At 37.8% G+C, this 23,194-nt stretch carries 18 protein-coding genes and 1 other annotated feature; all 18 genes read right to left on the reverse strand.

The genetic code is table 11. The annotated features are described in order from the left end of the window. Window positions 1-213: 213 nt before the first annotated feature. On the reverse strand, window positions 214-6,156 hold the full coding sequence (locus KPF49_RS07280) for a G5 domain-containing protein (protein ID WP_183673686.1): 5,943 nt from the start codon (window positions 6,154-6,156) through the stop codon (window positions 214-216). A 204-nt stretch (window positions 6,157-6,360) separates the two neighbouring features. Next, window positions 6,361-9,999, reverse strand: coding sequence for a DNA-directed RNA polymerase subunit beta' (rpoC, locus tag KPF49_RS07285; protein WP_183673684.1), 3,639 nt, complete (start codon window positions 9,997-9,999; stop codon window positions 6,361-6,363). A gap of 38 nt (window positions 10,000-10,037) precedes the next feature. Continuing rightward, a complete protein-coding gene (gene rpoB / locus KPF49_RS07290; RefSeq protein ID WP_183673682.1) occupies window positions 10,038-13,580 on the reverse strand; it encodes a DNA-directed RNA polymerase subunit beta in 3,543 nt (1,180 codons plus the stop codon). Window positions 13,581-13,877: 297 nt separating this feature from the next. Next, entirely contained in the window at window positions 13,878-14,117 is a 240-nt protein-coding gene (locus tag KPF49_RS07295) for a ferredoxin family protein (protein ID WP_183673680.1), read from the reverse strand. An 81-nt stretch (window positions 14,118-14,198) separates the two neighbouring features. Further along, a complete protein-coding gene (locus KPF49_RS07300) occupies window positions 14,199-14,792 on the reverse strand; it encodes a class I SAM-dependent methyltransferase (protein ID WP_183673678.1) in 594 nt (197 codons plus the stop codon). Window positions 14,793-14,876: 84 nt separating this feature from the next. Further along, window positions 14,877-15,242, reverse strand: coding sequence for a 50S ribosomal protein L7/L12 (rplL, locus tag KPF49_RS07305; protein WP_183673676.1), 366 nt, complete (start codon window positions 15,240-15,242; stop codon window positions 14,877-14,879). A 43-nt stretch (window positions 15,243-15,285) separates the two neighbouring features. Further along, the gene (gene rplJ / locus KPF49_RS07310; protein WP_183673674.1) at window positions 15,286-15,801 is read right to left on the reverse strand and encodes a 50S ribosomal protein L10; all 516 of its coding nucleotides are present in this window, start codon (window positions 15,799-15,801) and stop codon (window positions 15,286-15,288) included. Window positions 15,802-15,828: 27 nt separating this feature from the next. Continuing rightward, window positions 15,829-15,977, reverse strand: a sequence feature (ribosomal protein L10 leader region). 52 nt (window positions 15,978-16,029) lie between these two features. After that, entirely contained in the window at window positions 16,030-16,731 is a 702-nt protein-coding gene (gene rplA, locus KPF49_RS07315) for a 50S ribosomal protein L1 (protein ID WP_183673672.1), read from the reverse strand. Window positions 16,732-16,798: 67 nt separating this feature from the next. After that, complete coding sequence (gene rplK, locus KPF49_RS07320; RefSeq protein ID WP_183673670.1) at window positions 16,799-17,224, reverse strand: 50S ribosomal protein L11; 426 nt, start codon at window positions 17,222-17,224, stop codon at window positions 16,799-16,801. A gap of 143 nt (window positions 17,225-17,367) precedes the next feature. Beyond that, the gene (gene nusG / locus KPF49_RS07325) at window positions 17,368-17,910 is read right to left on the reverse strand and encodes a transcription termination/antitermination protein NusG (RefSeq protein ID WP_183673668.1); all 543 of its coding nucleotides are present in this window, start codon (window positions 17,908-17,910) and stop codon (window positions 17,368-17,370) included. A 16-nt stretch (window positions 17,911-17,926) separates the two neighbouring features. Next, complete coding sequence (gene secE, locus KPF49_RS07330) at window positions 17,927-18,103, reverse strand: preprotein translocase subunit SecE (RefSeq protein WP_183673666.1); 177 nt, start codon at window positions 18,101-18,103, stop codon at window positions 17,927-17,929. Window positions 18,104-18,120: 17 nt separating this feature from the next. Beyond that, window positions 18,121-18,264, reverse strand: a complete 144-nt coding sequence (gene rpmG, locus KPF49_RS07335) for a 50S ribosomal protein L33 (RefSeq protein ID WP_183673664.1) — start codon at window positions 18,262-18,264, stop codon at window positions 18,121-18,123. 52 nt (window positions 18,265-18,316) lie between these two features. After that, window positions 18,317-18,904: a sigma-70 RNA polymerase sigma factor region 4 domain-containing protein gene (locus KPF49_RS07340; RefSeq protein WP_183673662.1), complete on the reverse strand. Its 588-nt coding sequence runs from the start codon at window positions 18,902-18,904 to the stop codon at window positions 18,317-18,319. 58 nt (window positions 18,905-18,962) lie between these two features. Further along, a complete protein-coding gene (locus KPF49_RS07345) occupies window positions 18,963-19,487 on the reverse strand; it encodes an NYN domain-containing protein (protein ID WP_183673660.1) in 525 nt (174 codons plus the stop codon). Window positions 19,488-19,493: 6 nt separating this feature from the next. Then, window positions 19,494-20,231, reverse strand: a complete 738-nt coding sequence (gene rlmB / locus KPF49_RS07350) for a 23S rRNA (guanosine(2251)-2'-O)-methyltransferase RlmB (protein WP_183673658.1) — start codon at window positions 20,229-20,231, stop codon at window positions 19,494-19,496. Further along, on the reverse strand, window positions 20,228-20,614 hold the full coding sequence (locus tag KPF49_RS07355) for a Mini-ribonuclease 3 (RefSeq protein WP_183673656.1): 387 nt from the start codon (window positions 20,612-20,614) through the stop codon (window positions 20,228-20,230). The genes rlmB and KPF49_RS07355 overlap by 4 nt, the downstream gene beginning before the upstream one ends. Further along, a complete protein-coding gene (gene cysS, locus KPF49_RS07360) occupies window positions 20,607-22,001 on the reverse strand; it encodes a cysteine--tRNA ligase (RefSeq protein WP_183673655.1) in 1,395 nt (464 codons plus the stop codon). Before cysS ends, KPF49_RS07355 begins: the two co-directional genes overlap by 8 nt. Next, a complete protein-coding gene (cysE, locus tag KPF49_RS07365; RefSeq protein WP_183673653.1) occupies window positions 21,985-22,638 on the reverse strand; it encodes a serine O-acetyltransferase in 654 nt (217 codons plus the stop codon). Before cysE ends, cysS begins: the two co-directional genes overlap by 17 nt. Window positions 22,639-23,194: the final 556 nt, after the last annotated feature.

A 23,194-nucleotide genomic window follows, 5' to 3' on the forward strand; every position in this document is an offset into this window, starting at 1 on the left:
GTTCATTTTTAAATAATAAAAAATGCGTAAGAATTTTTCAACTCTTACTGCTTTTCAATAGTAACACGTTACCACATCTACGGTAACCTTAATCATTATATCACTAACTAAAAAAGCGTGTCAACACAATATCCTCTTTATTTGGATAAAACTACATATTATTATTTAAAACAAAAAAACGCTACACAAAAGTGTAGCGTAAAAAGATGAAAACTAATCTTCTTTTCTATTTCTGCGTCGCCCAAATGTGAACGCACCACCTAAAGTTGCTAAAGCTGTAGCGAATAATGTTAGATCTCTCTCAGCTTCACCAGTGTTTGGTAATTTTTTATCATCCTCTTTATCTTTAGAAGCTGTTACTTTATTACTTTGATCTGGCTTATTCGGTTGAGCTGGAACATTCGGTTGCTCAGGTTTACCTGGAGTTCCTGGTTTACCTGGTTCTTGTGGTGTCTCATCTGGTTTGCCTGGTGCTTCTGGGTCTTTAGGGTCTTCCTCACCTGGTTGCTCTGGCTGCTCTGGAACTTCTGGCTCTTTAGGCTTACCTGGTTCTTGTGGTGTCTCACCTGGTGCTTCTGGGTCTTTAGGATCTTCTTCGCCTGGCTTTTCTGGGTCCTTAGGCTCTTCTTCATCTGGTGCTTCTGGGTCTTTAGGCTCTTCTTCATCTGGTGCTTCCGGATCTTTAGGCTCTTCTTCACCTGGTGTTTCTGGGTTTTTAGGATCTTCTTCGCCTGGTGCTTCTGGGTCTTTAGGATCTTCTCCGCCTGGTGCTTCTGGGTCTTTAGGATCTTCTCCGCCTGGTGCTTCTGGGTCTTTAGGATCTTCTTCACCTGGTTGCTCTGGATTTTCAGGATTTTCTGGGTCTTCTGGTGTTGGCTCAGGATCAGGGTTTGGTTTAGGTTCTTCTGGGTCTGGATTTGGTTGTTCTGGTGTTGGTGGGATTTCACAAACATTCTTCGTACCAACTTCGATAATCTTATCTTGTTTTTCTACGATTGTTCTCGTGTCCCTAGAAACTTCTTGACTGTTTTCAATTTTAACAGTAGTTTCTGTTTTTCCAACGACGCCTTCTTGAATAACGTTAGTTTTACCTGCCTCTAATTCAGGGTTTTCACGAACAATTACATTGTATGCTCGCTCACTTTCAAACGTGATTTCTCCCTCAGTCTTAGAACCGTATTCTACAACTTTATTCGTCGGCTCAACGCGCTCTTCTGTAATTTCAAGCTCGCCTGTTTCTTTATTGAACGTCGTTGTATATTTCACAGAACCTTTAGTTCCTTCAACAATTACTCTCGTTTCGCCTTCTTTAAGTTCAGGGTTGTGTCTGTATTCTATGTCGTGACCTAATTCAATTTCTTTTACAACAGGTTTTACTCCAACTCTAACAACACGATCTTCTTTTTCAGTAATTGTATTAACTGTTTCCGTTGGTTCACCAACTGGTTGTCCGTCTTTTACTTTTTGAGTAACCGTGACTTCTTCCTTACCTGGTTTTCCTTCATTTTCAATTTGTTGGAATCCAGCTTCAAGAGTATCATCATAGATTACTTTTGTTTCAAACGGAATTTCTCTTTCGATAGTATGAGTAGTTTCACCTTCAGTTGATTTTCTACCAACTTTAACGATTTTATTCACAGGATTTTCTGTTCTTTCGAATTTTCCTTCTTTAGTTTCAACTACTTTACCATCTTTGATGACTAACGTGTTCGTTCTCTCTTCGATACCAGGTTTACCTTCTTGAACTACTTTTTCTTCTCCTGGTGCTAAGCTGTCATCGTATTCAATAATCGTTTCGAAAGGAATTTCTTTCTTTTCAACGATTTCATGAGTACCGTCAGTTGTGCCTTTACCAATTTGGATGAGTGCATCTTCCGCTGGCACTTCTTCAGTTACTGTTGGTCCTTCTACAACTTTAGAATCCTTGATCGTCCAAGTCGTCGTCTTAGTACCGACTTTACCTGGTTTTACGATTCTATATTCACCCTTCTTAAGGTCGTCTACTTCTTCAACTTTATAGTCGAATGGTAGTTCTTCAGTATGTTCTACTTTACCTTCACTATCTAAGTCTCCAACAAGAATAACTGCATTCTTAGGCTCTCTAGTTGTCTTATACTCAGTTTCTTCAGTTACTTTAGAGTTAACGATCGTTAACGTTCTTTCTTTAAGGCCACTTTCACCTGTTTGTTGAACTCCGTCAACTTCGGCATATTTCCATTCACCTTTTTTAAGTGTTGGATCTTTTCTAACTTCTACTTCAAATGGAATTGTTTCAGTTTCTTTGTACTGTCCATCTGTCTTAGAACCAACTCTAATTTTTCTGTTCACTGGTTCTTTGGTACGCGTTGTTTCACCGCGAACTTCCTCGCCAGCTTCACCGTTTGTAATTGTTCTTGTCACCTTAGTTTCTTGTTCTCCAAGTTCACCTTTTTGGTCTTCAACGACTTCTCCCGGTTTTAGACTTGGGTCAACTGTTACTTCTGTTTCAAACGGAATTGGATCTTTGTCTACATATTCCACAGAACCTGTGAAGTCAGTATTACCGACTTCAATAATCTCATTGACTGGTGCTTTTGTTTGTTTCGGATCAGAAGTATTCGTTACTTTTGAGTTCTCAATCGTAATCGTGTATTCTTCTTCACCTTCCACACCTTTTTGAACGACTTTGTATTCGCCCTTCTTAAGTTCTGGGTTTACCCTTACTTCTACTTCAAATGGTGTTTTACTTGTATAAGTGTGTGTACCATCAGTCTTAGCAGGACCAACTTTTACAATTCTCTTAACTGGAGCTTTTGTTTCTTTAGTTTTGCCCTCTTTAGACTCTGTTACTTCACCGTTAACAATCGTATGAGTAACTGGTGTTTCTGTTTCACCAAGTTCTCCCGCTCGTTCAACTTTAACTGTACCTGGTTCTAATTCGTTATCTACAATATATTCTGTTTCAAATTCAATTGCTTCAGTTTTCTTCGTTTCGAAAGTACCTGTAAAATCTTTTTGTCCAACTCGAATTTTAGCTTTAACAGGAGCTTTAAATTCTACTTCCGGCTCTCCGACGATTTCTGAGTTTTTAATAGTCCAAGTAATTGTCTTAGTACCTTCAGTTCCTTTGACATCAATTACATATTGACCCGCTTCTAGATTTTCATCATATTCAATGTCGTAATCGAACGGGATTTTTTCCTCGTGAACTACTTTACCTTCAGTATTTCTACCAACTTTGATGATTCTATCCGTTGGTTCTTTAGTAATTTCAAAATCGCCTGGATCAATATTCGTAACCTTACTATCTTCAATAGTTAGAGTATTAGTTCTCGTTTTTTCACCTGGAATACCTTCTTGAGCTACCTTTTTCTCACCTGGTGCAAGGCTATCATCAAACTCTATGATTGTCTCAAATGGAATTTCAACTGTTTCATCTTTTTCAATTTTTCCATTTGTTCCATAGGCTACAAACTGAACTTCTACTTCTCTAGTTGCTATTTCTTGATCGCTGCCTTGTTCATAGTAATGAGCTGTTACTGGAACATTTAATAAAGCTCCGTTGATATTTTCACCTTCTGGTACTGTTGCTGTTACTGTACCAGTGTTTTCATCAATCGATACATTCCAAGCGTTTCCTTTATCATCTGTATAAGTATTAGAAGCGAGACTGTACTTAGTTGGTCTTCTATTGAACTTATCCTCTTCATTAAGGATAACATCTGAAGTTAGAACGTCTCCCGACTTACCTGCTTTCGCATTGTAGCGTGGAGTCATATTTGCTTTTTCTTTAATAACAAATTCTGCTCTAGTTTTTTCCTCAATATTTTTGTCAGGTTCGTTTTCATCGACATAACGTGTAGTTACTGGCACTTGAAGTTTTTCTCCTCCATCAAATTTAGTAGGATCAACTGGTTGTGCTGTAATTTCTCCTGTCGTTTTATCGATAGAAACATTCCACTCATTACCACGGTCATCTTTAAATTCTGTACCTTCTGGGATGTAGTATTCGACTGGTTTTAGTTTTTTGTCGTCATCTGATAATTCAGGTAGTGACTTTTGTTCTTCTGAAGGGAATGCTACTTGTACAGGATACTCTGGTTTATTATTAGTTGATTCTTGTACTACAAAGTGGAACCAGTGTGTATCTGTAGAACCGTTTGTATAAGTGTAAACTAATGGTACTGCAACAAACTCCCCTGCTTTAGCAGATGCTGGTGGGATGATTTTTAACGTCGTCGGTAGTGTATTTTCATCAAATTCTAACTTCCACTGATCTTCCTTCGCTTTATCCGCATTGATTTTATTAATAAATGAGAAATCAATCGAACCTACTGCTTGATTCGCATCTTTAGCAGCTTCCATCTCTTCAGGAGTTTTTTGGTTAGGGAATACATCTCTATCTTTTTTGTCTTCAGGAACATATAACTCAACCGTAAACTCTTCACCAGGCTTTACAGCAGATGACGTATGTTTAGAAGTATCTTCATTATTACCATCTATAAACCCTTGATCATAGTAACGCGTATCGTCAAGGTTAATATTAAAGCTACCAATTAAGTTATAGTGATCATAACGATCAATACCTTGCTTATCAATCACAACATCTTGACCTTTGTGGTTGATCGTCTCAGTACCAGCACCAGTTTGCGTGTATGCTCCTTCTCCATAATTCTCTGGAGTATTAGTATGAACTGCTTCAAACTCCTGTTGGGTTCTTGGACGTGCAAAGAATTTAACGCTTAAATTTTGTAGTCCTTTATATTTTGAATCTTTAAAGAAAATAGAATTCTTATTGATGTTTCCATTTTCATCAACTGCACCTTGTGGCATTTCAATTACAACTTTATCATTTTCGTCGATATATGCTTTAGCATCTGGTACAACTTCGCCAGTCACGGGGTGATACACTTGACCAACTAATCTTTCTCTAGCATTGTCATCGAGGTTTTCTACTGATACATCAGTAGTGATAGTTTGTCCTTGAACAAACTCCTTTTTATTATGACTACCATTTAGTTTAATTTCTGATAGCATATCATTTTCATTCGGCCATGGGTTGACGGTTAAGGTGAATTCAGCACTTGGACCTTGAGTAGCTTTTACTCCACTTGTATGATCTTTTGTATAATTTCCCTTCCAGCTCATTACAGTGTTGTTATTATCTAAACTATTAATGTGTGCCAGATCTTCTTTAGTTGATACAAGGTTTAAGTTCCTTTGAATACCGCTACCATTAATTTCAATATCTGATTCAGCCTTATAGTTCGTCGCTTTACTATCGTCAATTAATTTTACTCCCTCATCACTAGCAGGAATAGTTCCTTTTGTGAGGAATGAACCAAGATTCCCACCGTTCGTAAAACTAAATAAAGTATAAGTTCTTTGCCCTTTTTCTTTGTCGAATTCAATCTCGATACCCCATTTTTTCTTATCGGGACTATCATCACCTGGTTCTATAGTCTTGTAACGGAATCCATCTTTAAAATCCATGCTAGGATCTCTAAACTCAAAGTTCGTTCCATTTCCTTGTTCCAAGTCTGTCGAACGATAACGTTCATTTTTACTATAGTCTTTTATTTTCGCTTCATCTTTTGCATAGTTTGGTTCGTTTGTTGCCGCTTTTGCTGCAAATGTTACAACTTGTGGTTCTTCAGATTTTTCTGATTTAGCACCTTCAGCATTAGTGTCGTTTTCTTCAATAGCTGCTGGATTAGCGAGTTCTGATTTTTCTGTGGCATTTCCTGAGGCATCTTCTGAAACTTCATTTGTTACATCTCGTGGTTTCTCATCAATATCTAATTCTCTATTTTCTATGTCAGTATCGTTTTCTTCAATAGCAGGGTTTTCAGCGAGTTCTGATGCTGCTTCAACATCATCAGCATCGCCTTCATCCGCGTCATACTGTGTAGCTTCAGGCGTTTCATCAACCCCTTCAGATGATACATTTTCTTCAGGTAATGTCGTGTTGTTGTCTTCTAAATTATCTCCTTGAGTAGGAGATATTGGGTCAACTGTATCATCTGTATTCTCAGGTGATACGCTTGTTTCAATTATCGTTGGATCTTCCTCAGCTGCTTTTGCGGTATCCGCTTGTCCAGCTAAAAACATCGCGACTGCTACACTACCTAATCCAAGAGTTGTTTTACGTAATGTATATCTGTAATGTTTGTTCATTTTATCTACCTTCTTACATTTTTAAAAATTTAATAGTAATTTACACTACTTATTATAATATACATAAATATAATTATACCACAATTTAGTATTTTATGTTAATTTTTTCACATAAATAATAGTGTTTTTCTATTTAAATTGTATTAGTTCATATAATTTTATAAAAAATAAGCATCCACATTAAATGTGGATGCTTTTCATTATCTATTCTTCAATTAGTTCTGCTTCTCTTTCTTCTGCTTCTAATTGTAAACGTTCGTCTTGACCTTCGACTTCGATATCAACGTCTCTATAGCGACTCATTCCTGTTCCTGCTGGAATAAGTTTACCGATTATGACGTTTTCTTTAAGGCCAAGTAGCTCATCTCTTTTACCTTTGATCGCTGCATCTGTTAGAACTCGTGTTGTTTCTTGGAATGATGCTGCTGATAAGAAGCTTTCTGTTTCGAGTGAAGCTTTTGTAATACCTAATAGTACAGGTTTCGCTGTTGCTGGTCGTTTTCTTTGTTTGAATACGACTTTGTTTGCTTCTTGGAACGTATGAATATCTACTAATGCTCCTGGGATAAGTGATGTTTCACCAGCATCTATGATACGTACTTTACGTAACATCTGACGAACCATTACTTCAACGTGTTTGTCGTCGATTTCTACCCCTTGTGAACGGTATACTTTTTGTACTTCTTTTAATAGATATTCTTGTGTTCTGTTTAATCCTGCAACTTTTAGTAGGTTTTTCGGCTCAATTGAACCGTCTGTCAGCATTTCACCTGGCACGACTGCGTCGCCTTCTTCTACGATAATTCTCGCATTTGCTGGCGCTGTATACGTACGTGTTTCTTCGTCGCCTTTTACTTTAATTTCTTGTTGACGGTCTTTAATCATTTCGATTGAAAGAATATGACCTTCAATTTCAGAAATTACAGCTTCCCCTTTCGGGTTACGCGCTTCGAATAACTCTTGAATACGTGGAAGACCCATCGTAATGTCTGATCCTGCAACCCCACCTGTGTGGAATGTACGCATTGTTAACTGTGTACCTGGCTCACCGATTGATTGTGCTGCAATTGTACCAATTGCTTCTCCAACTTCAACCTTTTCACCAGTCGCAAGGTTTTTACCGTAACATTTCTCACATACACCGTAACGTGTATTACATGTGAATGCTGAACGGATCACTACTGATTCAATACCAGCGTTGACGATTTCTTTTGCGATATCTGTCGTAATCAGTTCGTTCGAACCAACGATGACTTCGTTTGTATTTGGATGTCTCACTGTTTCTTTTGAGTAACGTCCTTCTAAACGGTCAAATAATGGTTCGATTAATTCTCCACCTTCACGGATTTCAGACACTCTAAGTCCTTTATCTGTACCACAGTCTGGTTCGCGAACAATCACGTCTTGTGCAACGTCTACAAGTCTTCTTGTTAAGTAACCTGAGTCTGCTGTCTTAAGCGCAGTATCTGCTAGACCTTTACGCGCACCGTGTGTTGAGATGAAGTACTCGAGTACTGTTAGTCCTTCACGGAAGCTTGACTTAATCGGTAATTCAATAATCTGACCAGATGGGTTTGCCATGAGTCCGCGCATACCTGCAAGTTGTGTGAAGTTTGACGCGTTACCACGAGCACCTGAGTCTGCCATCATGTAAATCGGGTTGAATTTATCAAGAGATTCCATGAGGCGATCTTGAATTTCATCTTTAATATCTGTCCATAATTTAATTACTGCGTTATAACGCTCTTCTTCTGTAATTAAACCACGGTCATATTGTCTTTGAACTGTTTCTACTTTTTGTTCTGTTTCATCGATCATACGTTGTTTTTCTGGTAAGACAACGATGTCTGATACCCCTACAGTAATACCTGCACGTGTTGAATATTTAAATCCTAAGTCTTTCATGCGGTCTAGCATTACTGATGTTTCAGTAATGTGGAATTTGTTAAACACTTCCGCAATAATTTGACCTAAGAATTTCTTATCAAACGGCGGGATAGCTTCTTGCTCTTTAAATTTACCAACTAATCCTTCTTCACCGAGATCTTCTGCTTTAATGAAGAAACGATCCGGTGTTTTACGCTCTAAGTTTTCGCGTGTTGGTTCGTTTAAGTAAGGGAATGATGGTGGCATAATCTCGTTAAAGATTACTTTACCAACTGTCGTCATAAGAATTTTGCCGCGATTTTCTTCAGCGACTTGTTCGTCTGACATTTCATTTGTATGAACTCCGATTCTTGTGTGAAGTGAAGCAAATCCTGAACGATATGCCATAATAACTTCTTCAAAGTTTTTGAAGATATGTCCTTCACGTTTAGAACCTGGTTTTTCTAATGTTAAGTAGTAGTTACCAAGTACCATATCTTGTGACGGTGTAACTACTGGTTTACCATCTTTCGGATTTAAGATGTTTGATGCCGCAAGCATTAACATACGCGCTTCTGCTTGTGCTTCCTTTGAAAGTGGTACGTGCACTGCCATTTGGTCTCCGTCAAAGTCTGCGTTATAAGCTGTTGTTACAAGTGGATGTAGTTTAATCGCACGACCTTCTACAAGCACTGCTTCAAACGCTTGAATACCAAGTCTGTGTAATGTTGGTGCACGGTTTAATAGTACTGGGTGTTCTTGAATTACATCTTCAAGCACGTCCCAAATTGATTCATCTAAACGTTCAATTTTATTTTTCGCGTTTTTTATATTCGTCGCAAGATCTCTACGAACGAGTTCTCTCATAACAAACGGCTTAAATAATTCTAATGCCATTTCACGCGGTAATCCACATTGGTACATTTTTAATCCTGGACCAACAACGATTACTGAACGTCCTGAGTAGTCTACACGTTTACCAAGTAAGTTTTGACGAAAACGCCCTTGCTTACCTTTTAACATATGTGAAAGTGATTTTAATGGACGGTTACCTGGTCCTGTTACTGGACGACCACGACGACCATTGTCGACTAGAGCATCGACGGCTTCTTGTAACATACGTTTTTCGTTTTGAACGATAATTCCAGGTGCACCTAAGTCTAATAAACGTTTTAGACGGTTATTACGGTTAATTACACGGCGGTATAAGTCGTTTAAGTCACTTGTCGCAAAGCGTCCACCATCAAGTTGTACCATAGGACGAATATCTGGTGGGATGACTGGTAATGCATCGAGCACCATCCATTCAGGTCTATTTCCTGAGTTTCTGAATGCTTCAACGACTTCTAAACGGCGAATCGCACGCGTTAAACGTTGACCTGTTGCAGTTTCTAACTCTTCTTTTAACTCTTCGAGTTCTTTATCTAAATCGATATTAGATAATAGTTCTTTGATTGCCTCTGCACCCATTTTTGCGTTGAAACGATTACCGTATTCCATATAATACTCACGGTATTCACGTTCACTTAGTAAGTCTTTTGCTTCTAGACCTGTTGGGCCTGGATCAATGACTACATATGACGCAAAGTAAATAACTTCTTCTAAAGAGCGCGGTGACATATCAAGAAGTAATCCCATACGTGAAGGGATTCCTTTAAAGTACCAAATATGTGAGACAGGGGCAGCTAACTCGATGTGCCCCATTCTCTCACGACGTACTTTTGCACGCGTTACTTCTACACCACAGTTTTCACAAACGTGGCCTTTGTGGCGAATACGTTTATATTTACCACACGCACATTCCCAGTCTTTTGTTGGACCGAAAATTTTCTCACAGAATAATCCATCTTTTTCTGGCTTTAAAGTTCTATAGTTAATTGTCTCTGGCTTTTTAACCTCACCGCTCGACCAAGAACGGATTTTTTCAGGTGATGCAAGCCCGATTTTCATATATTGAAATCTATTTACATCTATCAATGAGCTTTCCTCCCTAAAGTTTGCTGTAAGCTCAACTTCTACTTCGTTACAACTTCGTCTTTATCTTCTGCACGTTCTGTTTCTCTTTGTACATCTTCTTCAACAACTGAGTTCATGTTCACTTCGTTATCTTCGTCATCCATAATAGAGACTTCTAGACCGAGAGATTGTAACTCTTTCATGAGTACACGGAATGATTCAGGGATACTTGGATTTGGTAGGTTTTCACCTTTAACAATTGATTCGTAAGTGTTCACACGACCAATAGTGTCGTCTGATTTCACTGTAAGAATCTCTTGTAATGTGTACGCTGCACCATATGCTTCAAGTGCCCATACTTCCATCTCACCGAAACGTTGTCCACCGAATTGCGCTTTACCACCAAGTGGTTGCTGTGTAACAAGTGAGTATGGCCCTGTACTTCTTGCGTGAAGCTTATCATCAACCATGTGAGACAGTTTAAGCATATACATGACACCTACAGACACACGGTTCTCAAATGGTTCACCCGTACGTCCATCATATAATACTGTTTTACCATCTCTAGCAAGACCTGCTTCTTCCATAGTGCTCCAAACATCTTCTTCGTTCGCACCATCAAATACTGGCGTTGCCATTTTAAGCCCCATCTCACGTGCTGCCATACCTAAGTGTAATTCTAACACTTGTCCGATGTTCATACGTGAAGGTACCCCAAGTGGGTTTAACATAAGGTCAATTGGTGTACCATCTGGTAAGAATGGCATATCTTCTTCTGGAAGAATTGTCGAAATAACACCTTTGTTACCGTGACGTCCTGCCATCTTATCCCCAACAGAGATTTTTCTTTTTTGAACGATATAAACACGTACAAGTTGATTTACCCCTGGTGATAATTCATGACCGTCTTCACGGTTAAACACTTTAACATCTAAGACGATACCACCTGCACCGTGTGGCACACGTAATGAAGTATCTCTAACTTCACGTGCTTTTTCACCAAAGATTGCGTGTAATAGACGGTCTTCTGGTGTTTGTTCAGTCACACCTTTAGGCGTAACTTTACCAACTAGAATGTCGCCGTCTTTTACTTCTGCACCAATATGAACAATTCCGCGATCATCTAATTTTTTCATTGCAGATTCCGCAACGTTTGGAATGTCTCTTGTAATTTCTTCAGGACCAAGTTTTGTATCTCTTGATTCTGATTCATACTCTTCAATGTGGATTGACGTATATACGTCATCTTTAACCATACGTTCAGACATAATGACTGCGTCCTCGTAGTTATAACCATCCCACATCATAAATCCAACAACTAAGTTTTGACCAAGTGCCATCTCGCCGTTATCCATTGAAGGACCGTCTGCTAAGATTTCACCTTTTTCTACTTCTTCGCCAACTGATACGATTGGGCGTTGAGTATAACAAGTTCCTGCGTTTGAACGCTCGAACTTCACAAGATTATATTTATCAATTTCTGACGTTTCTGTGTAGTTGCCGTCACCGTTTTTATCTACGTAACGACGTACATGTACTTCACGCGCTTCAACGTGTTCGACAACACCTTTATAACGAGATACAACTGCTGCTCCTGAGTCTTTTGCAGTAACGTGCTCCATACCTGTACCAACATATGGTGAATCAGGAATTAGTAGAGGTACTGCTTGACGTTGCATGTTTGCACCCATTAAGGCACGGTTTGCGTCGTCGTTTTCTAAGAATGGGATACATGCTGTTGCTGCAGAAACAACCTGTTTTGGAGATACGTCCATGTAGTCCATTTTGTCTCTGTGCATTGCTGTGTTGTTACCTCTGAAACGACAAATAACTTCTTCATTTTTAAACGTTCCGTCTTCATTTAACTCAGCATTCGCTTGTGCGACGACAAACTGCTCTTCTTCATCAGCAGTTAAGTAGTCGATACGCTCAGTTACAGCGTTTGTTTCAGGGTCTACACGACGATACGGTGTTTCAATAAACCCGAATTCGTTTACGCGTGCAAAACTTGATAACGAGTTAATTAAACCGATGTTTGGTCCCTCTGGCGTTTCAATTGGACACATACGGCCATAGTGAGAATAGTGTACGTCACGTACTTCCATACCTGCACGTTCTCTTGTTAGACCACCTGGTCCAAGCGCTGAAAGACGTCTTTTATGCGTTAACTCAGCAAGTGGATTTGTTTGGTCCATGAACTGAGATAATTGAGAGCTACCAAAGAACTCTTTAATCGACGCAATAACTGGTCGAATGTTAATGAGTTGTTGTGGTGTTACTGTATTTTTATCCTGAATAGACATTCTTTCACGGATTACACGTTCCATACGTGCAACACCGATACGGAATTGGTTTTGTAATAATTCACCAACACTACGTAGACGACGGTTACCTAAATGGTCGATATCGTCAGTAAATCCAACACCATTTAATAAGTTAAAGTAGTAGCTGATTGATGCGATAATATCTGAAGGTGTGATTGATTTAACTTCTTTGTCAGGAAACGCATTACCAATAACATTTGTTGTTGCTTCCTCATCACCGTCGACGTTTGATTTTACTTTAATTGATTGAACTTCAACTGGCTCTTCTAAGATACCATTTTCAAATTCAAATGTTTTTAAGTTAATTGACGTCTCAAGTTGTTCCATAATGTTGTCTAGCGTACGACGATCAATTGTCGTACCTTCTTCAACGATTACTTCTCCTGTTTCAGTATCTACAAGTGGTTCTGCGATCACTTGATTGAAAAGACGGTTTTGTAAGTGTAATTTTTTATTGATTTTATAACGTCCTACTGCTGCTAAGTCGTAACGCTTAGGGTCGAAGAAACGTGTATATAATAAGTTTCTTGCGTTTTCCACAGTTGGTGGTTCACCTGGACGTAATCTTTCGTAGATTTCAAGTAGTGCTTGATCTACTGTTTCTGTTGTATCTTTTTCGAGTGTGTTTCTTAAATATTCACTGTCTCCTAATAGATCAATAATTTGCTGGTCTGTAGCAAATCCTAAAGCTCTTAGTAATACAGTGATTGGCATTTTACGTGTACGGTCGATTTTTACATATACTGTGTCTCTAGCATCCATTTCATACTCTAACCATGCACCACGGTTAGGAATAACAGTCGCTGTGTAACTTGTTCTACCATTTTTGTCGAGCTTATCTGAATAGTATACAGATGGGCTACGCACTAACTGAGAAACGATTACACGCTCAGCACCGTTAATAATGAATGTACCTGTATCTGTCATGAGAGGGAAGTCTCCCATAAACACTTCTTGCTCTTTTACTTCACCAGTTTCTTTAATAATGAGTCTAACTTTAACTCTAAGTGGCGCTGAGTATGTAGCGTCGTGGTTTTTAGCTTCATCGACGTTATACTTAGGCTCACCGAGTTTATAGTCGACAAACTCAAGCGAAATGTTACCTGTAAAATCTTCAACAGGCGAGATATCTTTAAACATTTCGATTAAGCCAGATTTTAGAAACCATTCATAAGAATTCGTTTGAATTTCAATTAAGTTAGGTAACTCCAACTTCTCTTCGATACGTGAATAGCTTCTACGTTTTGCATGTTTTCCATACTGAATCACTTGACTCATCGACAGATTCACCCCTAAAAATATTTCCCACTATTATCAACAGATAGACCTTATAAGACAAAAAAGAAAACGGAATTTAAAAACCCCATTTCCTATGAACATTGACTTATATACAAGCTTCTACCAATATAATTTCCGAAAAATTTACATACTTCTTGATAATAATTTTCATTTAACAACTATATCATAGCTAATTTGTCAAGTCAAATTATTATGTTGTGATTATAACTTCATTTAACAATAATTTTTCAATATTAAAAAACTCCATCAACAATCGTTAATGGAGTATCTATTCTCTTATCTATTTTCGTAAAACTCTTCTGCTTTTTTGAGGTAAATTTCTTCTTCAGGTAACATCTCAGATTCTTCGACGATCGCATCTACTGGGCACACTGCAACACATGCTCCGCAGTCGATACAAATATCTGGATCTATGTAGAATTGGTCTTCGCCCTCTTCAATACAATCTACTGGACATACATCCACGCATTCACCAGACTTTTCTTCTGCACACGGTTGTAAAATAACGTACGCCATATTTAAAACCTCCTCACTTATCACGAATTACTATGTGTTTATTGTACACCTATTTAATTAAATATTAAACAATTATTCAGCTTAGTTTGTTTTAATACTCTTTAAGATGTAGTAACCTTTACACTTTTTTAGTTTTTCTACATTTCCATATAATGTTTCTAAATGTTTTAAATATGAAGGCATTCCTTGTTTTTTCTGAACCACCATATAAAACACCCCATTTTCAATCAAACGGTTATAACTATCATCTAATATCGATAATACTGTATCCTTGCCGGCTCTAAATGGTGGATTTGTGACATATAAATCAGTTTTTAATTCCATTTCATCATATGTTTCACGATTTACAATATCAAAATTTACAGCATTTTTACGCATATTTTCATCTAACACACTCACCGCATCTTCATTCACTTCTACCGCAATTCCATCACCTTCATAGTGATCGGCTAAAGTAACACTAATTGGTCCGTACCCCGCACCCATATCGATAAAATACCCTGGTCCTTGATAGTCTTGAAGTACGGCATTAAGTAGTAAATCTGTTCCAAAGTCAACTCTATCTTTAGAAAACACTCCGCGGTCAGTCGTGAATCTATAACTTTTACCGTTAATGTTATAGTTAATTTCTTTAAACTCATGCGGTGTATCATCTGTCGTATAGTAATGTGACATGTACACACTCCCCTATTAAGAAAAATTTCTATAAAAAAAGACTTATAAACGTTACGTTTATAAGTCTAAAATATCATATTTTAATTATTTAAGCTCTACGCTAGCTCCAACTTCTTCAAGTTGAGATTTAAGCTCTTCAGCTTCTTCTTTAGGTAATGCTTCTTTGATAACTTTAGGAGCGTTGTCAACAAGCTCTTTTGCATCTTTAAGTCCAAGACCAGTAGCTTCACGTACTGCTTTGATAACTTTGATTTTTGAAGAACCTGCATCTGTAAGTTCAACGTCGAACTCAGATTTTTCTTCAGCGCCACCTTCAGCTGCGCCACCTGCTACTGCTACTGGAGCTGCTGCTGTTACACCAAACTCTTCTTCAATAGCTTCAACTAATTCGTTTAATTCTAATACTGACATTTCTTTAATTGCTTCAATGATTTGATCTTTATTAGCCATTATTAAATCCTCCATTTTTAAAATAAATTATATCGTTAATAAATTAAGCTTCTTCAGTTTCTTCTGAACCTTCTTCTTTTTGTTCTCCGACTGCTTTAACTGCATAAGCGAAGTTTCGAACTGGTGCTTGTAGTACAGAGAGTAGCATAGATACAAGGCCATCTTTTGATGGTAATGTAGCGATTGCTTTAACACTGTCTAAGTCAGTAATTTCACCTTCAATGATACCCGCTTTAATTTCAAGCGCTTCGTGCTCTTTTGAGAAGTTGTGAAGTACTTTTGCAGGAGCGATAACGTCTTCGTTTGAGAAAGCGATCGCGTTTGGTCCTGTTAAGTGTTCTTCAAATCCTTCGATTTCAGCTTCTTTTAATGCACGACGTACCATCGTGTTTTTGTAAACGTGAAATTCAACACCAGCTTCTCTAAGTTGTTTACGAAGTTCTGTTGCTTCTGCAACTGAAAGACCTTGGTAATCAACTAAGATTGTTGATACAGAGTTTTTAAATTGCTCTGCGATTTCAGAAACTTGTTGTTTCTTTTGCTCGATAATGTTTGTCATTGTTACACCTCCGTTGTAGAAATTAATGGTGCAATAAAAAAAACACCTTTTACCCAGGGCAAAAAGTGCTCATATATTTTCAAATAATATACAAGTCATTTTTTGTTTGCCTCGGTAGGATAAGTTTTAAGTCAAACAGTGACTCCTACTGTCTTAGGTAAAACATTTAATAATATAATTTTTACAAGAGTAAATATACCACGTACATTTACTCTTGTCAATTTATTTTTAAACGTCTGTTCTAACTTCTGATGGATCAAGTTTAATACCAGGACCCATTGTGCTTGATACCGCTACTGAACGGAAGTAAACACCTTTTGCAGTTGCTGGTTTAGCTTTAACTAATGCATCATGTAAAGCATTAAAGTTCTCAACTAATTTTTCAGTACCAAATGATACTTTACCAATTGTTGAGTGAACGATACCAGATTTTTCAGCACGGTATTCTACTTTACCTGCTTTGATTTCTTCAACTGCTTTTTGAACGTCCATCGTTACTGTTCCAGTTTTAGGGTTAGGCATTAAACCTTTAGGTCCTAATACACGACCAAGTTTACCAACTTCTCCCATCATGTCTGGTGTAGCAACGATTACGTCAAAGTCAAACCAACCACCGTTGATTTTTTCAGCAAGTTCAGATTCACCTACGTAATCTGCTCCAGCTGCTTCTGCTTCTTTCGCTTTTTCACCTTTAGCAAATACTAATACACGTTGTGATTTACCAGTTCCGTTTGGTAATACGATCGCACCACGGATTTGTTGGTCGTTTTTACGTGTATCAATACCTAGGCGGAGAGCTACTTCTACTGACGCATCAAAGTTTGTTGTGCTCGTCTCTTGAGCAAGCTTAATAGCATCTTCAATTGAGTAAACTGCTTCAGGGTCTACCTTCTTAGAAGCTTCAAGATACTTTTTACTTCTCTTAGCCATTTATATTCCTCCTTGTGGTTATAGCGGGTGAACCTCCCACATGTACCAATACTTTAAATTAGATATTTTACTTTTTAACTGTGAAGCCCATGCTGCGCGCTGTACCTTCAACCATGCGCATAGCTGCTTCAACGTCTGCTGCGTTTAAGTCTTCCATTTTAAGTTCAGCGATTTCACGTACTTGATCAGCAGTTACTTCAGCCACTTTGTTTTTGTTTGGCTCGCCTGAACCTTTGTCAACTTTAGCTGCTTTTTTAAGAAGAACAGCTGCTGGTGGAGTTTTTGTAATGAAAGTAAATGAACGGTCTTCATATACTGAAATCTCCACTGGAATTAAAAGACCTGCTTGGTCTTGAGTTTGTGCGTTAAACTCTTTTGTGAATCCCATAATGTTAATACCTGCTTGACCTAATGCTGGTCCAACTGGTGGTGCAGGAGTTGCTTTACCTGCTGGGATTTGTAATTTAACAACGTTGATAACTTTTTTAGCCACGATGTCAACCTCCTCATTCTCGTGATGTGGTCACAGGATGTTAGAAATTTCATCCTCCCACTCATATCTTTTATATAAAAAGATGGTCGCATTTTTGCAACCATCTTATAGTAACATACTTCAATTTTCTTTTCAATGAAAAATTAGTCTATTTTTTCGATTTGATCATACTCGACTTCAACAGGTGTCTCTCGTCCGAATAGTTCAACTAACACAGTTAGCTTAAAGTGTTCTTCATCGATTTGGTCAATTGAACCAACTTGGTTATTAAACGGACCATCGATAATTTTAACCACTTCACCAAGCTCAACGTCAAAATCAACGATGCGCTCTGACATACCCATTTGTTTTAAGATGAAGCGCGCTTCTTCTTTTAATAATGGGTTCGGTTTAATACCTGCACCTTGGGATCCTACAAATCCTGTCACACCTGGTGTGTTACGGACAACATACCAAGACTCGTCAGTCATAATCATTTCAACGAGTACATACCCTGGGAATGTCTTTTTCATTTGTGTTTTCTTTTTACCGTCTTTTACTGTCGTTTCTTCTTCTTCAGGAACGACAACTCTAAAGATACGGTCTTGCATGTTCATAGATTCTAAGCGTGCAAGTAGATTTTGGTGGACTTTGTTTTCATAACCTGAGTAAGTATGAACGGCATACCATTGTTTTTCTTCGGACATAATATCCTCCCTTTTTTTACAGTGCCTCAATTAAATACGTAATACCTAAGTCAATCGCATAGAAAAAGAATAAGAAGAAGATTACAGTGAAAACAACAATCATCGTGTAGTTCACTACTTCTTTGCCTGTTGGCCAACTTACTTTTTTCATTTCACTTACGACATTCGAAAGGAAATTTCTATCGTTATTCATGCGACGCCTCCTAAATGTTATATAGAACTTTTATGAATCGTATGTCGGTTACATTGTTTACAAAACTTTTTTACAGAAATTCTAGAACCGTCTTTTTCAGCAGTTTTCTTAATATAATAATTTCTACTGCCACATTCACTACATAGTAACGCAATTTTCATAGTGTTACCTCATTTCAATTCTTATATACTATACCGACTGCAGACTGATTTGTCAATAAACCCCACGCTTCTTGCGTTTTTTACGTAAGATACGGTACAGGGTGTTTTGCACAGACTTTCGATTCGTCTGTAACTTTTCACTTATCTCATCTATAGTATAATGTTCACCTAAATATTTTAACACAGCGCGCTCATAATCTGAAAAAGTCTTTTTATCTTGTAACATTTGCTGATAAAGATCATCGTGAAATATACGATTCATACGGTCATATGTTTCGATTTCGTCACAGACGTAGTGAAACGCACTGTCACTTGGAGTTTCAGTGTAATAGTGTTGATAGTTATCAATACTATTTTTCTTCAGTTCTAAGTACGCAGATTTTAGCGCGAAGTTTTGAAAGTCACCACGCGTTTTATCATAGCGAAAACATGCATGCAGTAAATATTCCATAGCTATTTGCTCTAAGTCTTCACGCTCATACTGATCAGTCGTATGTTTATACGTCATCTTGCGTACTTTTAAACGAATCGCTTCGTCAATTTTGTCGAAATAGTCGATTTCACCGTTTTGAATATATTGTGCGTAGTCATTTAGTTTTGGGTCATAGATTACGAATGAAAATGAGTGAATACGATACATGAATGCCTCCCGTTTTTGTATTTATAATACAGCGGGAGAGTTGATATCACAAACTTCTCTAGTGTTTTCTACGACGCAGTTTTTCAAGTTCTACTAGCACATCTTCACTAATATTTAATTTTGTCTTAGGCACTTTTTGATTTATTGCGCTAATTTCAGCGCTAATATTTTTTTCTGCATGTTCTAAGTCTTCCCACATTTCTCGCGACGGAATACGGTAAGCGCCGTAAGAAAATATTGCGTTTTGTTCTGGTAAATCACTCGTAACGACAGTAATTTCTGTTAAGTGTGGGTGATAATACTTATAAACAAATCTTTCTATATATTCGTCTGCCGTTTCTTTTTCTTTAGTGTAGACCACTTGGACACCGTGATAATCATAAACAGTCTCTTTTGATTTCACTTCGTATGCGTCAAATACACATATTACGTTATATTTAGATACAGCTTGATACTCACTTAACACTGATAATAGTTCTTGTCTTGCGTATTCAAGGCTTAATTTTTGTTCTTCAGCAAGTCGCTTATTTGCACCGATTAAGTTGTAACCGTCGATGAGCATAATTTTTTCTTTTTTTCTCATCGGTTTTTATCCTTTTAATGGATGTTGTTTTCTATATACTTCATACATGAGTATGCCTGCAGAGACCGAAGCGTTTAAACTTGAGATTTTTCCAACCATTGGGATTGTTACTTTAAAGTCGCATTTTTCTAGCGTCTTTTTACTAATCCCTTCACCTTCATTACCAATAATTAATACAGTATTAATATCTGCAGGGTATTCTCTATAATCCATCGGTGCATCCATCGTTGTGCCAACTGTCCAAAATCCTTCTTCTTTTAGTCTGTCAATCGCTTGGTTAACGTTGGTGACTCGAACGACTGGAACGTACTCGACTGCTCCAACTGACACTCTTGCGACTGTATCTGTCACTTGGACGCTACGTCTATTTGGAATGATAACTGCGTCAAACCCTGTGGCGTCTGCCGTTCTTAAAATACTACCTAAATTATGAGGGTCTTCTAAACCGTCAAGAAGTAAAAGGTTCGCACGTTTACCATTTACGTTTTCGATTAACGTTTCAAGAGACATATATTTAAACGCACTCACAAATGCGAGGATCCCTTGGTGACGCTCGGTTGTATGTGACTCTATTTTATTTTTCGGAACTGTTTGTACGACGACTTTTTTCTTTTTCGCTAATTTTAAAATATCATTAATCTGATGTGTTTCGATGCCGTCTTGTATTAAAATTTTATTTAGATCACGATCACCTTGTAATGCTTCTTTTACTGCATGGCGACCGACAATTACCGACTCACTCATAAATACTCACCTCGCATAATAATTTCAAAAATTTCGTCGAGTCGTTCGAAATCTTCGTTTAAATATAACACGCCAACAAGTGCTTCTAAACCTGTAGCATTGTTGTATTCTTTACTCGTTGCGTTTTTCGCTTTCGTTTGACTCTTTTTGTTTTTCGCACGCCTCGCAATATCTTTTTCTTCATCTGTTAATACGTGTTCTGTTAAATACTCTAAAGCTTTCGATTGACTCGTTGCTTTTTCATAAGTCGTGCCAAGTGGATGCGCGTCTTTGACGCGCACTTTCTTGTTATCTTTAACGATATAACTTCTCACATACATACTGTACACAGCGTCGCCTAAATACGCTTTTGTTAAATCGTGTATCTCATAAAAATTATCCACGGCGGAATTTAACCCCGTCTTTTGTATCTTCTAAAATAATTCCTTTTTCATGAAGCTCGTCACGTATCTCATCTGCACGTTCGAAGTTTTTCTCTTTACGTGCCGCTTCACGTTCTTCAATTAGCGCTTCAATTTCTTCATCTAAGAGAAGTTCATCTTGTTCTAATGTAATTCCGATTACTTCACTGTATGATTTGTACGCGTCAATATAAGCGTTTAAGATATCTTTATTTGTCGCGTCACGGCGCATATATTTATTTAAACGCGTCGCAAGTTCGTGCCAAGCTGTAATTGCGTTCGCAGTATTGAAGTCATCATCCATTGCTGCCTCAAATGCTTTTAAATTGTCTTGAACAAATTCAATTTCACTATTGTCTTTGTCAGTGTTAATTGCTTTATCAACTCGTTCAAGTGCTTCGTTATACGCATTTAAAATTCTGTCTAAGCTTGTTGCCGCAGCATTAACGAGTTCACGGTTAAAGTTGATTGGTCCTCTGTAATGCACACTTAGCATGAAGAAACGTAACACATTCGGGTCAAGTTCTTTTAAAATATCATGTACTGTGATGAAGTTACCAAGTGATTTTGACATTTTTTCGTTGTCTATATTGATATACCCGTTATGCATCCAGTAGTTTGCGAATGTTTCATCTGTTGAGCACTCAGACTGTGCGATTTCGTTTTCGTGATGCGGGAATGTTAAGTCTTGACCACCCGCATGGATATCCATCGTCGCGCCTAAATGTTTAGTTGCCATCACCGAGCACTCGATGTGCCATCCTGGACGACCTTTACCCCAAGGACTATCCCAGCTGATTTCATCTTCTTTTTCGTGTTTCCAAAGTGTAAAGTCTAACGGATCTTCTTTACTCTCACCTTGCTGGATACGTGCACCAACTTTTAAGTCGTCAATAGACTGTTTAGATAGTCGCCCATAATCTTTATATGAACGTGTTTTAAAATAGACATCGCCATCTTTTTCGTATGCATGACCTTTATCGATTAATGTCTGGATGAATTCGATAATGTCATCCATATGGTCCATAACTCTCGGGTGTATGTCTGCTTGTTTAACGTTTAACGCACCCGTATCTTCAAAGTATGCGTTGATAAATTTGTCCGCAATTTCAGGCACTGTTTCGCCTGTTTCTTTTGAAGCATTAATCAGTTTGTCATCAACGTCAGTAAAGTTAGAAACGTACGTTACGTCGTATCCTTTATATTGTAAATATCTTCTTACTGTGTCGAAGACGATTGCTGGACGTGCGTTACCAATATGAATGTAATTGTATACTGTCGGTCCACAGACGTACATTTTTACTTTACCTTCTTCAAGCGGGACGAATTTTTCTTTTTTACGCGTCAATGTGTTATATATGAGAACCATCTTTTACCTCATTCCTCTCTTTTTGTTTAAATTCTGAGATTTCTTTTTCTAAGTCTAAAATTTTATTTAAAATTGGGTCTGGTAAGTTTCTATGGTTAAGCGTGTCTGACGGCACACGTTTACCATGACGTCTTACGATATGCCCTGGAATACCAACGACCGTTGAATATGACGGTACATTTTTAAGTACTACAGAGTTCGCACCGATATTTGTGCCTTCACCGATTGTAATATTACCAAGTACTTGTGCGCCTGTTGCGACGAGCACTTTATCTTCAATCGTAGGGTGACGCTTACCTTTTTCCTTACCTGTACCACCAAGTGTAACCCCTTGGTAGAGTGTAACGTCGTTACCGATTATTGTCGTTTCTCCGATGACAATACCCATTCCATGGTCGATGAAAAGTCTACGACCAATCGTCGCGCCTGGGTGAATTTCAATACCTGTCAGAAATCGATTCAACTGAGAAATTATACGCGCAATTACATGCATCTTTCTTTTATAAAACCAGTTGGCAACTAAATGGCCCCAAATAGCGTGCATACCGGAATACGTTAGAAATACCATCATACGACTCGTCGCAGCTGGATCAAGTTCTTGAACCATATCGATATCTTCTTTAACTCTCTTAAACATTGTCTCTCCTTCGATTATACCCCTAAAGCGGGGTGTATGTTTTATGAGGGTGGTAATTAGTGCGGGTAGCTTAAGAGTGTGGCTATTTAACAAAAAATAGTCGAATCTGTTAAAAAATTAATATATTTAACAGAAATCAGTTTTTTTATCGTTTTTTGTAAATTAAATGTAGATATTGAACAGTTTCAACTGAATACAAACCATTTTTGTTAAATAAAAGTATATATCTAACAAATTCGAATAATCTTTGTTAATTAAACGATAAAAAGCCCGCTCTAAATATTGCATTGAGGTATTCTTAGTATCTTTAACCTCTAAAGTCACTAAAGAAACCCCTACTCATCTTCAATTAATTAAAAAACACCTCTGCCCTTAATACGGACAGAGGTGCGTCGCACGGTTCCACTCTGATTTTTCCTTTAATATTGCATCTTTAATTATTGCAATTCTCTAAATAACAGTGTTGCTTTCGCACCGACCAAGCAATCTCTGATTTCACATTATTTAAATACTTTGAACAAAGGAATTATATATCGTTTTTTAATTCTTTTCAAGC

Source organism: Nosocomiicoccus ampullae (assembly GCF_019357495.1).
Lineage (GTDB): Bacteria > Bacillota > Bacilli > Staphylococcales > Salinicoccaceae > Nosocomiicoccus > Nosocomiicoccus ampullae.